The organism is Capilliphycus salinus ALCB114379, assembly GCF_047276495.1.
In the GTDB taxonomy this organism is placed as follows: Bacteria; Cyanobacteriota; Cyanobacteriia; order Cyanobacteriales; family Microcoleaceae; genus Capilliphycus; species Capilliphycus salinus.
Map to the genome: position 1 here is coordinate 866668 of NZ_CP178543.1, position 14445 is coordinate 881112.

The window sequence follows — 14445 nt, forward strand, 5'->3', positions numbered from 1 at the left end:
CATTAGCTAAGAAGAACACCTAGCTACGGTTTGTTTGGGGTAAAATTGCATCTTTACGGATAGCTAGAACAGTTGAACGTTCCAAAAATTCAGTTTTCAGCTTGTTTTGGGGTAAAAGTGCATCTTTACGGATAGATAAAACAGTTGAAGGTTCCGAAAATTCAGTTTTCAGCTTGTTTTGGGGTAAAAGTGCATCTTTACGGATGGATAAAACAGTTGAACGTTCCAAAAATTCCATCTTCAAAGTCTTCCCTCTATTTGCCTAAGAAGAGAGTGTTGATACTCTCGAAAAATAACGGGGCTAAGAAACCTAAAAAAAATTAGCCTCTCACCGAAAAACCGTTACAACTGTTCAGAAATAATAACAAGACAATCATCAAATTAGTCATGCTAAAACAATTTCAGCAGCGTTTCAATCTACTTTTAGGTTCAATTCCCGTTTTAACAACCTTAACCTTCACGGCTTCACCCAGTATTGCCGCGACTTTTGCTTCTTCATCTGCTGACGCTTTCATCAATAACTTTAGCCATGCTCCCGGAAGTGTTGGCACCTTAACAGATGGAGACGTTTTTACGGTCAGTACCGAGAATGGTTCTGTTGTTGCGAACGCAGATTTTGATGCTTTCTTCGCCCAGATTGAGCCGTTTGCATTTAACTCTTCTTTTGCTCAGGTAGAGGGAAGTGGAATCGAATATGTCGGTAAGGCATACAGCGAAGCTACCGTGATTGGTTATAATTTTTTCATTCCAGCAGGTCAAACATTTTCTTTTGATTTTCTGTCATCTTTGGACCTGGAAACTTCCATCGAAAGACCTCCGGGTGAAGTCGCAATTGCTGAGGCTAATATTTCCTTCTTGCTGTTTGACGAAGCCACCGATAGCCTGCTGGATTACTTCATTGTTTCCGGACAGTTAGAAACTGCTGAGACTAATGACTTCTTTTTCGCCAAAGCCAGCGATAACTTTCACTTTTTATTGGATGATTCCCTACAACATTTTGGGGGAAATCAAGAGTTCATTATTGCGGAATATTTGGGTGAGTTCTCCCGGCCTTTTAGCGAAGATACCTATTTAACTTTGGTGGAAGTTAAAAACACCTACGCGATGGTGAAAGCTCCGGAACCTTCGAGTTTTATCGCTCTATTTGTTTTCGGTGGGGTAACGGGTGTTGCTTTGAAAAAGCGCAAGCAATCCTAACTTAATTTAATATCAAGTGGGTTGATAGGAGTATATGTTCCTCTCAACCCCAGAAACCCGATGCGCGTAAAATACTGGGTTTTGTATTCGCCGCCATCAAAGAGATATTAAGTAGTTTGGGGGAATTAAACGAACAATGCTAAACCTTGTCAGTCCCTTGTTCTAAGGGATACGCGCTTTTCGAGTTGAACGTTTATTGATGATCACCGACTTATGTTGAGTTTTTTTCAATACAGGTTGGACAAGAAATAATTTTATTAAAGCTTTACAAAAAAAGCTGAAAACTTTAAGTTACTATCTTGTTTTCCGAATACCGAGCGGACTAAACTAAAAACACCCAATCCATTAATACGATCTATTCATTGGGAAAGATCGACTAAATATCGGCTAGGATAAACGCCTAGCTGGGGATATTTTATGGGAATATTAAGTGCATCTCTGGGGATGGGTATACAAGTTAAAAATCAGAAAAATTAGAGCTTCGGAGAGCTTTATAAATTACGGTTTTCTGACAGTTTTAGCTCTCTTATAGAAATCAATTGCTAATCTACAATTCATCAATTTAGCCTTTCATCTAAAAACTGTCAGAACTGTTTAGAAATCCAACGATCTTACCATCAGTCATGCTTAAAAAACTTCAACATCCGTTAAATCTAGTTTTAGGTTCAATCTCCGTTTTCGCTACATTAACTCTCACGGCTTCACCTAGTCTTGCATACACTTTTGCTCGTTCAGCTATCCAGGGTTATTTAGATTGGTTTAGTCACGATCCTTTAAGCGTTGAAACCTTCACCGATGAGGATACTTTTACTTTCGCAACCAACGGTTCAGTTGACGCATCAGCAGCAACCATCGCGAACTTCAATATAGAAATTCCTCCTACTTCTGCACGCAACTTTTCTGAGGCAGAAACCTCAGGATTCGGACAGGAATATATCGGTATTGCCAAGACCGAAGCTGCTGTTATTGGGCATGACTTTTTTATTGAAGCCGGTGAAACATTTTCTTTTAGTTTTGCATCGCGGTTTCAACTCGAAGTCGCTAGTAACAGTCCCGTCGGTAAAAACGCCATTGGTGAGGGTGATATATCCGTCTTCCTCTTTGAGAATTCTACCGAAGAAATGATTGATTTCTTCTCGATTTCTGGACGGATAGAAACTGCGGGTAACAATGACTTTTTTGAGATTAACGGCAGCGATAACTTTATCCCTTCAACGGCGTTTACTACCGACCGGGACTATGGGCATAATCTCAAGTTGATGGGTGGGCTTTATTTTGGTGATTTTTCTCGCTACTTTGACGAAGATACCTATTTAACTTTGGTGGAAGTGAAAAACACCTACGCGATGGTGAAAGCGCCCGAACCTTCGAGTTTTATCGCTCTATTTGTTTTTGGTGGGGTAACGGGTGTTGCTTTGAAAAAGCGCAAATAGTTCTAACTGAACAATTGCCATAACTGCACATTGGAAAAACCCGGTTTCTTACGAGTTACCGGGTTTTTAATTGCGAGTTTTAATCCCTAAAATCATAATATTTCTTGAAAGCGGGGCGGGTTTAGTTCAATTTCTGACGAATATTATAGCTCTTGGCTGAACCCGCCCCTACAATAATATTGGTCTAATAATTTGTACAGCGATCGCATTCACCTTTGAGAATCACTTCATAATTTTCTACTTTTATTCCTTCGGGAAGCCGATCTAATTGCAAGCTACTAAAGGTTTCCCAATCAATATCTTGAATTTTTCCACAAGTTTGACAGCAAAAATGGTGATGGGGTTCGACTTTCGCATCATAACGAGTTACCCCTTCTTCTAATAAAACTTCTCGGACTAACCCCACTTCTCGCAACACCGATAAGGCACTATAAACCGTTGCTTTCGACGAAATCGGCAAATCCCGATTAACATCAACCAAAATTTCTTCAACAGTCGGATGATCGAAACGAGAAAGTAGGTTCGCGTAGACTGCAAACCGTTGGGGGGTGATCCTCAGTCCTCTGGCTCGCATTCGGTCTTCAATTTCTTTTGTTGCATTGCTGACCATGATCCTATTTTTGTGGCTAATCTTTCCTACATTATATCACATCTGAGAAAAGATGGGGCAATATCTGAGTTTTAGTTTTTTGCTTGACATTTTCTTAAATCAGAATTATTCTGAGATAGTAACGGATCAATCAAATCATTCAACCTTTTAAGCAACGAGGAGAACACTATGGATCTGTCAAACTCCAACACGGCGAAAAACCTAGAAGCCGCATTTGCAGGGGAATCTATGGCGAACCGCAAATACCTATTTTTTGCCGAAGTCGCCCGCAAATTGGGGATGCCGGATGTGGCGAAACTGTTTCGGGAAACCGCCAACCAAGAAACCGAACACGCCTTTGCTCACTTCCGTCTCATTCACCCGGAATTGGTCGTAGAAGACGCTGACCGCTTGAGCGAAGCCGAGAAAAAAGCGATGATCTCCCGGTGTTTGGAGTTGGCGATCGAGGGCGAAACCTACGAATACACCACCATGTATCCCGAATTTACCGCCCAAGCTCGCCAAGATCGCGATGAAAGCGCCGTTGCGGAGTTTGAAGAGCAAATCGCCGAATCCAAAGAACACGCCGGTATTTTCCGCAAAGCCGCTCAAAACTTTGGTTTCCTCACTTCCATCGAAAACCACCACGCCAACCAATACACCGAAGCGTTAAAGGCGCTCGATGGGGTAGAACCTCTCGCCAAAAGCGCAACTAGCGGAAAATGGATTTGTAAACAATGTTCGATGATTTATGATCCGGTTGCAGGCGATCCGGATTCTGGAATTGCACCCGGAACCGCATTTGAAGACATTCCCGAAGATTGGTCTTGTCCGATTTGTGGGGCGACTAAAAAATCTTTTGTTCCCTACTCCGAAGCGATCGCTGCATAATAGCTGCATAATAACAGTGGCGAAGAATTTGTTCGGGGAAATAATACCATTTCTTTCTAATCATGCAACTTTTGATGATCCCCCCCAACCCCCCAATCCCCCCTTTATCCCCCCTTAAAAAGGGGGGTGGCGAAGCCGGGGGGATCAATTAGATGCAGCTTCATAAAGAATTGGTATAAGCCGATTTTTGTAGAAAAATACCGAGTTTATTTCTCCCGCCAACAATTTTATTTGCCCTAGAAAACTCAACTTGAACATCGTTAATAGGAGAAAATCTCTATGCTAGAAAATCGCGAAGGTCAACGAGTTCCCAATGATGTTACATTCAGAACCCGCAAGGATGGTGAATGGGTTGATATTTCTTCGAGTGAATTATTTTCGGGTAAAACAGTAATTGTATTTGCCCTTCCCGGTGCGTTTACCCCAACTTGTTCTTCGACTCACCTTCCCGGTTACAATGAGTTGGCTCCCGCGTTCAAACAAAGTGGAGTTGATGATATTATTTGTCTTTCCGTCAATGATGCTTTTGTAATGAATGAATGGGCGAAAAATCAAAAGGCGGAAAATATCACCCTGATTCCCGATGGAAATGGGGAATTTAGTGAAAAAATTGGAATGTTAGTCGATAAAGCCGATTTGGGTTTTGGAAAGCGTTCTTGGCGTTATTCTATGCTCGTTAAAGATGGTGTAATCGATAAAATGTTTATCGAACCCGAGGTTCCCGGCGATCCGTTTGAAGTGTCGGATGCCGAAACAATGCTCAATTATATTAATCCGAGCGCCACTAAACCCAAAGCCATTACAATGTTTAGTAAAGTGGGCTGTCCTTACTGTACGAAAGCAAAATCGATGCTGAAAGATCGCGGTTGGGATTTTGAAGAAATTGTCTTGGGTGATGATATTTCGACTCGTTCCATCAAAGCGGCTACAGGTGCCACTTCTACTCCGCAAGTGTTTATTGATGGGAAACTAATTGGCGGTTCTGATAAGTTAGAAGAGTATCTCAAATCTAATTAATCTGTTTGAAATTCCCAGGCGTCTGGGGAATGTCGCTTAAAAGAGGGACTGTTATTATCGGTTGAGAGGGAATAGACTATAAATATAGTTCTTAGGGTGTTGAACTCTCAGAATTCATCGGACAGACAAATCATTGATCTGTTTGTTTGATTCTCTTTTCTCAACCTTGGTAGTCAGATCAGTCACGTTTTCATAGCTCTCTTTATGGTAGAGGAGAAATTCATTGAGTTGGGTTTCTCCATTTTTTTTTGAACGGGTTGATCCTTTTTACGGTAAAATTACCTTAGAGTCAATTCTACTTTCCTCAAACTCAATGAAACGAGGAATTTTTCTGACTGTGGTTTTACTATTGGTCTTGGTCGTCTCTCACCCCGCTCCTACCCTGTGTTTGACGGCGACTTCCGAGCAACAACCGCTTCAACCGGTGAAAACTTACGTTAGAACTATTTTACCCGAAATTCCCGAGCAAGTTATTAAACTTAATCCCCCCGCGACTCAATTGGTGGTTAATATTAAAACAGGAGATGTTGTCGTTCCCTGTGGAAACAAACAGCAGGTTTATACCTGTATGTCGGGGAAACCTGTCAAAATGACTTCTCAACCCGAAACCCCCATCCGTCAACTGTGGATACAAAATCCATACAACCAAATGATACAATTAACTATTAACGTTTACGAACAGTTAGAAATTTATACCTAGACTGAAACCACAGTCAATTTTAATTTAAGAAGTCAATTTAATAACTTGATCACTTGAGTTTTTTTATGATTTTCGTTGCTATGTTCTTCGCTCAGAGTTCAGCTTATTCGTTAGATTTTTTACCCGAAACTTGGCTATCGGTTTTGAGTATGAGAGTCGCTTTTATACTCGGATTGTTCAATATAATCGGATTATTTACCTTTTTAATTCCCCGATTGGTTGGAACGCTAACGGCTCGTTTTGCTTCTCCCGAACTTCAACAAATTTATCAAGAAGTTGTGGTTCCCTTTCAAAATCAATTGGGGTTTGTTCTCCTCATTGCTAGCGTTGATGCGGCGTTTTTAATTGCTCCCCTCCCCGAATGGTTGAAGTTGCTTGAAATTCCTTTGGGTGTTATCGTTACAATCGCCATTGGTTGGCAACTGAATCGATTATTTAAACAGTTTTATCAGGTTTATTGGTTAGATAAAGCGGTTAAAACGCGGCGCAAACTCAACAGCGAAGTTTTAATTGTTATTCAAGCGGTTGCTAATATTCTGATCGTCACTATCGTTGTGTTTATCTTTGCTCAAACTCATCGAATTAATATTATTGGTTTGCTCGCCAGTTTGGGAATTGGCGGGTTAGCCGTAGCATTTGCGGCGCAAAAAACCTTAGAACAATTACTCGGGGGAATTGTTTTATATTTAGATAGACCTTTTGTCATTGATGATTATATTCACTTACCCGAGGGAACCTTTGGGAGAGTTGAATCGATTGGTTGGCGTTCGACTAAAATTAGAACCTCGGGAAAAGGAAGTTTGGTGATTATTCCCAATAATATTCTAACACAAGTCAGCATTGAAAACCTCACCAATGCCAAAAAGATTATCTCGCTGATTCACTTAATGTTTTATCGTTCCCTCTCCGAAGAAGAAAAAGCTTTTATTCGTCAAATAGTCTTGGATAGCACTCAAGATATTTTTGGAATCGATCATCGCATCACCCAAGTTAATTTTAAAGAAATTCTCAGCGATAACGATGAAGATTCTATCTTGGTTCAAGCCCAAGTTACTTTCTTTATTTTGGGTTCCGGCGATGTTTCGATGGAGTTTCGCACTCATCTGTTAGAAATTGCCGAACAAAATATCACCCAAAAATTACAAGATTATGGAATAGAATTTGATATCGAAGAAAAAAGAATAAACGTTACTTCTCCCGTCAATATCTAACATGGATCTGCCAACTATTATTCAAGAAATTTTTCCCTGGGATGAGGAGATTCAAAGATTTCTCATCGGTTTAGGAATTAGGCTTCTGGCTTTTCTATTTTTTGCGATTTTATCCCTAATTGTGGGTCGATATACTCCCGGAGTTATTATCTTTATTAATCAAAAAGTCTCGCCCAAGTTTGGTAATCAAATTAATCAAAATTTTATCATCCCCTTAAAAGGCGGAATTAGAATTACCGGAACTTTAATCTTAATCGGTTTTTGCTTAAACCTCCTCAAACCCTATGAAGAACTTTACGCATTTTTGAGGTTTTGTCTATATTTAAGCATTACCATTAGCGCATCTTGGTTAATTTCTCGCCTATTTCGTCAATTTTTGCGTCTGTACGGAATTGTGATCATTCAAAAAGTTGGCTTAAAACCCGACGAATTTGTAATTATTTTAGAGACGCTATTTAATGTGATTATTGGTTTATTTGCTATTATCTTTTTTGCTAATATCCACGATATTAATTTGGTCGGTTTGGTGGCGGGTTTGGGAATTGGAGGAATTGCCATCGCCTTCGCCGCCCAAAGAGTTTTAGAACAATTAATTGGAACCATTGTTATCTATTTAGATCGTCCTTACATTCCCGGTGAATATGTCCGAGTTAGTTTTAATCCCCATCAAGAAGACATTTATGGACGCATCGAAGCGATTGGTTTGCGTTCAACAAAAATCCGAGTCGCCGCGCGGAATACCCTGTTAATTGTTCCTAATTCTATCATGGCAACCAAAGATATAGAAAATATTACCCGAGGGAAAAAAGTCATGGTTTTACTCTATCTTGACTTTACCCGCCAACTCGCCGAACAAGAAACCGCCCTCATTGATAAAATCGTTAAAGAAAGTACAGACACCCTCTATGGAATCGATCCGGGAAGTACCAAAATCACCTTACTTCAACCCAAAAACAAACCCGGTTCACGGGCGAGAGTTACCTTTTTTATCTTGGGTTCGAGTGAAGATTCAACCCAACTTAGAAAACGTTTGCTAGAACTCGCCAACAAAAAGATATCGCAGAAATTAATGAGTTATGGAATAGAATTTGAGATGAAAGAACCCACCATTTATGTAGATTCTCCCATCCCCATTTAACCGTCTAAATTCTTATCCCAATTGTTCATCATTTTTGCAGAGAAAAACAACCGCTTGACTTCTGAGGTAAAGTCCGGTAAAGTTAGTAATGTGGGGAGATTCATGCAGCAGATTAGATCGGGTTTGATCGAATTTCATCAAAAACTCAATCTCGGACGAACTCCAACGATCCGCCCCGAAAAAATTAAAGTTTCACTGAAAAAATAACAGCCTAGAAGCAGGCGATCGCACGTCTGTAAATATTTATCGTCTCAGCGAGTCTTCACTTCATCGGAGTTAACGCCAGTCTACCCAAACATCAAAATTTTTTTGACAGTATGCTTTCCAAATGTTAAGGGTAGTAAATTGTACTGAATCATTTCCGAAAAGACTTGGTTTTGATTTCGCGATCGCGGATTAGCAAAGAAAACGATATTTCCGATCAAAATATCAAGCGATCTTCATCAAAAGTATTGGCGAATTGGTGTGGAGAGAAACAAAAAATAAACTCAATCTGTCCTTTAACTTGGGGGAGAAAATGAAAAAAATCCTAACTTACCATGAGTGGTTTTCCAACGTCCAAAAAGACATTCTCGCCGGATCGGTAGTGGCTTTAGCCCTGATTCCCGAAGCGATCGCCTTCTCCATTATAGCCGGAGTTGACCCCAAAGTTGGACTCTACGCCTCATTTTGTATCGCCATTATTACCGCCATTCTCGGCGGACGCCCCGGAATGATTTCTGCGGCAACGGGGGCAATGGCATTATTAATGACAACATTAGTCCGAGATTATGGCTTAAACTATCTATTTGCCACCACAATTTTGACCGGTTTTCTACAACTATTGTTTGGATGGATCAAACTCGGAAATCAGATGCGGTTTGTGCCTCGGGCGGTGATGGTTGGCTTTGTAAACGCCCTCGCCATCTTGATTTTTAACGCCCAACTTCCCCAATTTCAAGGGGCATCTTGGCTGGTTTACGTGATGGTTTTTGCCGGACTAGGAATTATTTACGGACTCCCCCGCCTCACCAAAGCCGTCCCGTCGCCGCTGGTTGCCATTGTCGTTTTAACAACTATTGCGATCGCCGGCGGGTTAGACGTTCCAACCGTTGGGGATATGGGAACCTTACCCGATACTTTACCCAGTTTCGCCTTCCCAATTGTACCGCTAAACGTAGAAACTTTAAACATCATTTTTCCCTACGCTTTAGCCTTATCTTTGGTGGGTTTATTGGAGTCATTTTTGACCGCCAATGTTATCGATAACCTCACCGATACTTCCAGTAATAAAAACCAAGAAGCAATGGGTCAGGGAATCGCCAATATTGTCACCGGATTTTTTGGCGGAATGGCGGGTTGTGCTATGATCGGTCAGTCGGTCATTAATATACGTTCCGGCGGACGAACTCGACTTTCTTCGCTGAGTGCAGGCATTTTTCTACTAACTTTTATTCTGTTACTCGGAGATTGGGTCGCCCGAATTCCAATGGCGGCTTTAGTTGCAGTAATGATTATGGTTTCTACCAGTACCTTTAGCTGGAATTCTCTCCGCAATATTCGCCGAATTCCCAAGAATGAAACCGCAGTGATGGTAACAACCGTATTGGTAACAGTCCTCACCCATAACTTAGCCATTGGCGTCATTATTGGGGTGGCATTGAGTACGATTTTCTTCAGTCGCAAGATTGCCGCTTTGATTTTTATAGACTCACTATTAATAGAAGAAAAACGGGAACGAATCTACAGTGTCAACGGTCAAATCTTCTTTGTTTCTGTTGAGAATTTCCTCAATTCTTTTGACTTCCACGAAGATTTAGAAAAAGTAACCATCGACCTCACCCACGCCCACCTTTGGGATCAATCTGCGGTGGATGCGGTTGATAAAGTGGTTTTACGCTTCCGGAAACGGGGAATTCAAGTGTCATTAATTGGGTTAAATCAAGCCAGTGCAACCTTATTAGACCGGTTGGCGACTCACGATAAACCCGATGGGTTAGAAAACTCATCCATGCACTAACTTTGCTTTAACTTCCGGGTACGGCTAATTATTGAAATCACCTCCCCCCAACTCCTCTCGATTAATAAATAGTCCCGTCAGGGACACCTTTTCCCTCTCGACTAATAAATAGTCCCCGACGGGACACCTTTTCCCTCTCCAACTAATAAATAGTCCCTTTGGGACACGATTTTCCCCCTCTCCTTGTAGGAGAGGGCTGGGGAGAGGTGGAGAGGGTAGGGAGAGGTGGCGAGGGGTGTTGTTACAATTTTTTATCTTTTAAATTGGTTATTTTTAATACTTATCCCCTAGCAGATCATATTACAAATTGTCTGTGTTTGTTGTCACAAGCTTAGGTTGATCTGTTTCACAACCGGATTCTAAAAGAAATCACGGTAAATTGTGACGGTTCAAGTCATTATCACAGTATGACCACACAAATGAGCTTTGTCATCTCTCAACACAGCAAGACCATGAAAAATAGCGAAAAACCCTTAAAATCCAATCCGTTCACCACCTATCGCGACCCAGAAACCGGGCGATGGGTTGTGGTGAAAGACCAACAAACTACCGCCTCATCCGAGGAAAAAGCCGCTTGAAAACCCCATCACACAGAAGATCCTTTTCCAGAGCAGTTTGATTGAGGCTGCTCTACTTTAATAGTAGGATCGACTGGGTGCGTTTATGCAATTTCTCCAAGCATTTCTCCTCAATCTCACCCTCAATTTTGAAGCCTTGCACCCCCTCAACAGCATAGGGTAAACTCCCGATGTTGTCCAGTTTTGCTCCCACTCTCTATTCATCTAGCTTTTTTTATAGTTGTTCTATCAACTTTTGCTGTTCGGCTAAAAAGCGTCACTCTCATTCTAAAATGAACAAGTCTGATAGAAACTTGAGGAGTGAACCCATGAAAACAACTCGACAACCGAGCGAATTTTTAACCGGAATTTTAATTTTCGGTCTGGTTTTAATTTCAGGATGCTCTAACTCTAACTCAACCCTTGTCGAACAAACCGCCCCAACGGTTCCCGCCGAACCGCCCCAACCTCAACCCTACACTCGCGAAGCCAAATTAGTCGCAGTCGGGGATATTATGATGCACGGAACTCAGATTAAATCCGGTTATAATTCTAGCACAAAAACCTATAATTATGATAGCTTTTTTACCGAAGTTAAAGAGATAATTTCACAGGGAGATTGGGCAATTGGAAATTTAGAAACCACCTTGGCGGGACCGGAAACCGGCTATACAGGTTATCCTTTATTTAATGCACCCGATACCCTGGCAGATGCGATAAAAAACGCCGGATTTAACGTTTTAACCACCGCCAATAATCATTCTTTAGATCGCCGAGAAGCGGGACTTTTAAAAACCCTAGAAAACGTTAAAAAGCGTGGCTTAGAACCCGTTGGAACTGCCGCATCTGCCGAAGAAGCCGAAGAAATTTTAATTCTCGAAAAAAACGAAATATCAATGGCAATTTTAGCCTATACCTACGGAACAAATGGCATCCCCATTCCCGAAGGAAAAGATTATTTAGTCAATTTAATTAACGAAGCAGAGATCATTCAAGATATCCAAGCCGCAGAAAATTTAGGGGTTGATGTTGTTACCGTTGCGTTGCACTTTGGGAGCGAATATCAACGCCAACCCAACGAACAGCAAAAAAAATTAGTAAAAAATTTAGTAGATGCGGGAGCGGATATTATTTTAGGAAGTCATCCTCACGTCGTTCAACCCTACGAAATCTTTGAACGAACCGATGAGTCGGGAAACAATAAAAAAGCCGTTGCTATTTATTCTATGGGGAACTTTGTCTCGAACCAACGGGGAAATTATAAAGATTTGGGTGTAATTTTTAAAGTCAACATCAAGAAATCTTTCCCCGAAGAAACCATAGAATTTACCGAAATTCAAGCTATCCCCACATGGGTTCATCGTTACTGGGCGAGTAATAAATATAACTTTCGGATTTTACCCTTAGAAAAAACCGTTACCGCCAAAAATGATCCTCTCCTTCCTTCCGGTGAATACTCGGTTTTATCCCGATATTTAGAGGAAATGAACCGTCACATTCACTCGTTAAACCCCTCAAATACAGCCGTTAAAAATTGAACTGCAAAAACCCGGTTTCTCCTGCGAAACCGGGTTTGTCAAAACTTATAAAAAGGGTTTTCTAGGGGTTAAAAACCTAATTTGAACGCTTACGTTTCAGCATCCAACCGCCCAACGCACTGGTCGCTAAAAGACCTAAAATTGTACCGGGTTCGGGAACTCTTTCAACACTATAAATGGTTGTGCTTCCGCTCACCTCATTAGTCGCGATCAACAAGGTTTTTCCGTTGGGGCTATTTTTGGCATCAATAAATAGTAATCCTTCCGGACCTAAATCACCAACTGCGGCTAATTGTTCAGGAGTCGGAGCGGGTTCCCCCTCTTCATCTTCGTCAAATTCTACAGAGAAATCCCGGTTATTATCGTAGCTGACAAAGGAGGGATTATAGGGATCGGTAATATCATAAGTCATAATTCCCCCAATCCGTTCTAAACCGATAAAGGCATAGGTACGACCCCCGAGTTGACCAATGGTTACGCCTTCCGGTTCCGGACCTTTATTGTCGCTGCGGTTATCAAAATTATTTTCGGAGTTATCGGCGTTGAAGTATTCGGGGAACAATTTAGCAGTAATTTTTTCAAATTGATCGCCGCTATCAAAGATAATATTTCCGTTTTCATCCAAAATCGAAAAACTGCGTCCGCCAAAGGTATAAAGTTCTTCAAACTCCCCGTCGCCATCGGTGTCACCCGTAGCATTTGTTACTGTTAAACGGCCGAGTTTGTCTTCATCTAAAATATCTTCGGGAAACGCATCGGGGTCTAGGGTTAAATCTTCGGCCCGAACTTCTTCGTTATACCCATCAAATTCACGACCCGAACCTTCATTGGCGATCACAATGTAGGTTTTACCATTAGCGGTATAAGAGGCAATTTCATCGGGTTGATACATCCCAAATATCGGCCAATTTTTGATATTAATGCCGTCATCGCGATCGCTAACATCTAAACCGTTACCGGGTAAACTGTGATCTTTGTATCCCAGTCCGACAATTTCCGTAAATTCCCGAGTTTCCAAGTCGAGTAAACCAATGGCATTATTTTCTTGGAAGGAAACCCAGGCTTTTTTGCCATCTTCAGAAATCGTGATATACTCCGGTTCGAGATCCTCAGCAACGGTCGCATTCGGTCCAAAAATCCGAATCCCTTCGCCGATGAGTTTATCTGCCTTGGAACCGCCTTCATTGAAGTCCGTTAAGCCAATTTTAGTCTCTGTGGGGGCTAAACCTGCAAACAGATTGTCTAAATCAATGAAACTCACCGAACCTTCCGGATCGATCGTATACTCATCGTTGGCTTCCCCTTCATTGGCCGTCAAAATTTTCTTACCGTCCGGTGTGAAGGCGAACATATCCGGTAACGGGCCTACCATAACCGAGGAATTATCTAAGCTGCCATTAAACAGGCTACCATCGGCGTTGAAAAATAACAGACTGCCGTTGTCTTGACGATTAACGTTTTCGACGCTTACCGCAAATAAACTCTGAGTATCATAGCTAAATGAACGCACATGAAGGACATTCCCAAACAGATCCGGGTTGAGATCGGGAATGATCACCTCACCAATTTTAAAGGGGTTCATGGGGTTGGACAGGTTGAGAATATCAACCGACTGATTGCTACGATTTGTTACAAATAAATTACTTGTAAAGGGATCGAAAGCCGAGATAAAGGCAGCTTCATCATCAAAGACTCCGGTGGAAAAAGTGCCAATCGGTTCGAGTTTAAGAGTAGCGGCCGTTGCCGAAGTTGCCAGAAAACCGAGTAAAAATGTAGACGGGATTGCCGAGAGAAAAAATTGTTTCATTTTGTTAGAATAGATGCTGTTTCCCCGATCAAAGATTTTCATTTCAAGACCTCCTAATTCATGTTTATTGTGTCAAACCATTTGCATAAAAAGTGTCAAAACTTGGATAGAAAATACAAGATCCGAGAAATCCTGATTTTGGCAATTGCTCAGATGCCCTGAACTTCTAACGCTTCTAAGGTTTTGACCCCTGGGTTCCCCCCAACCCCCTTGAAAGCAGATGCAACCCTCTGTTTTTCAAAAACAGATGCCCAGAAGATATAACATTATATATGTATGACTAAGTGTATTGGTAACACTAACGGCGCAATAGCATTTCTGTTCATCCGTAAGTATACAGAATTCTTGCACTTTTAGATGTAAATTGA

General features: G+C 41.4%; 14 protein-coding genes. 10 read left to right on the plus strand and 4 right to left on the minus strand.

The window, feature by feature from the left end:
• Window positions 1-19: 19 nt before the first annotated feature.
• The gene (locus tag ACL6C3_RS03605) at window positions 20-238 is read right to left on the minus strand and encodes a hypothetical protein (RefSeq protein WP_413165419.1); all 219 of its coding nucleotides are present in this window, start codon (window positions 236-238) and stop codon (window positions 20-22) included.
• A 149-nt stretch (window positions 239-387) separates the two neighbouring features.
• On the opposite strand from ACL6C3_RS03605, the gene ACL6C3_RS03610 reads away from it, so the two are divergent.
• Window positions 388-1197 (plus strand): hypothetical protein, encoded by an 810-nt coding sequence (locus ACL6C3_RS03610; RefSeq protein ID WP_413165421.1) that lies wholly within the window; start codon window positions 388-390, stop codon window positions 1195-1197.
• Between the two features lie 623 nt (window positions 1198-1820).
• Window positions 1821-2630, plus strand: a complete 810-nt coding sequence (locus ACL6C3_RS03615; RefSeq protein ID WP_413165423.1) for a hypothetical protein — start codon at window positions 1821-1823, stop codon at window positions 2628-2630.
• 184 nt (window positions 2631-2814) lie between these two features.
• Here ACL6C3_RS03615 and ACL6C3_RS03620 read toward each other — a convergent pair whose 3' ends face one another.
• Window positions 2815-3240, minus strand: a complete 426-nt coding sequence (locus ACL6C3_RS03620; protein ID WP_413165425.1) for a Fur family transcriptional regulator — start codon at window positions 3238-3240, stop codon at window positions 2815-2817.
• Between the two features lie 168 nt (window positions 3241-3408).
• Between ACL6C3_RS03620 and ACL6C3_RS03625 the strand changes: the two genes are divergently transcribed.
• From ACL6C3_RS03625 to ACL6C3_RS03645, 5 genes are all read left to right on the plus strand, one after another.
• Window positions 3409-4110, plus strand: a complete 702-nt coding sequence (locus ACL6C3_RS03625; RefSeq protein ID WP_413165427.1) for a rubrerythrin family protein — start codon at window positions 3409-3411, stop codon at window positions 4108-4110.
• A 279-nt stretch (window positions 4111-4389) separates the two neighbouring features.
• Window positions 4390-5127: a glutathione peroxidase gene (locus tag ACL6C3_RS03630; protein ID WP_413165429.1), complete on the plus strand. Its 738-nt coding sequence runs from the start codon at window positions 4390-4392 to the stop codon at window positions 5125-5127.
• A gap of 313 nt (window positions 5128-5440) precedes the next feature.
• Window positions 5441-5827 carry a hypothetical protein gene (locus ACL6C3_RS03635; RefSeq protein WP_413165431.1) on the plus strand — a complete coding sequence of 129 codons (387 nt, stop codon included), beginning with the start codon at window positions 5441-5443 and terminating at the stop codon, window positions 5825-5827.
• 65 nt (window positions 5828-5892) lie between these two features.
• Entirely contained in the window at window positions 5893-7038 is a 1146-nt protein-coding gene (locus tag ACL6C3_RS03640; protein WP_413165433.1) for a mechanosensitive ion channel family protein, read from the plus strand.
• Between the two features lies 1 nt (window position 7039).
• Window positions 7040-8176 (plus strand): mechanosensitive ion channel family protein, encoded by a 1137-nt coding sequence (locus ACL6C3_RS03645; RefSeq protein WP_413165435.1) that lies wholly within the window; start codon window positions 7040-7042, stop codon window positions 8174-8176.
• Between the two features lie 12 nt (window positions 8177-8188).
• On the opposite strand, the gene ACL6C3_RS03650 is transcribed toward ACL6C3_RS03645, so the two are convergent.
• Entirely contained in the window at window positions 8189-8314 is a 126-nt protein-coding gene (locus ACL6C3_RS03650; RefSeq protein ID WP_413165437.1) for a hypothetical protein, read from the minus strand.
• A gap of 379 nt (window positions 8315-8693) precedes the next feature.
• Between ACL6C3_RS03650 and ACL6C3_RS03655 the strand changes: the two genes are divergently transcribed.
• From ACL6C3_RS03655 to ACL6C3_RS03665, 3 genes are all read left to right on the plus strand, one after another.
• A complete protein-coding gene (locus tag ACL6C3_RS03655) occupies window positions 8694-10175 on the plus strand; it encodes a SulP family inorganic anion transporter (protein ID WP_413165440.1) in 1482 nt (493 codons plus the stop codon).
• A 407-nt stretch (window positions 10176-10582) separates the two neighbouring features.
• On the plus strand, window positions 10583-10753 hold the full coding sequence (locus ACL6C3_RS03660; protein WP_413165442.1) for a hypothetical protein: 171 nt from the start codon (window positions 10583-10585) through the stop codon (window positions 10751-10753).
• A gap of 308 nt (window positions 10754-11061) precedes the next feature.
• On the plus strand, window positions 11062-12270 hold the full coding sequence (locus ACL6C3_RS03665; RefSeq protein WP_413165443.1) for a CapA family protein: 1209 nt from the start codon (window positions 11062-11064) through the stop codon (window positions 12268-12270).
• A gap of 76 nt (window positions 12271-12346) precedes the next feature.
• Here the strand turns inward: ACL6C3_RS03665 and ACL6C3_RS03670 are convergent, their stop codons facing one another.
• The gene (locus ACL6C3_RS03670; RefSeq protein ID WP_413165445.1) at window positions 12347-14119 is read right to left on the minus strand and encodes a choice-of-anchor I family protein; all 1773 of its coding nucleotides are present in this window, start codon (window positions 14117-14119) and stop codon (window positions 12347-12349) included.
• Window positions 14120-14445: the final 326 nt, after the last annotated feature.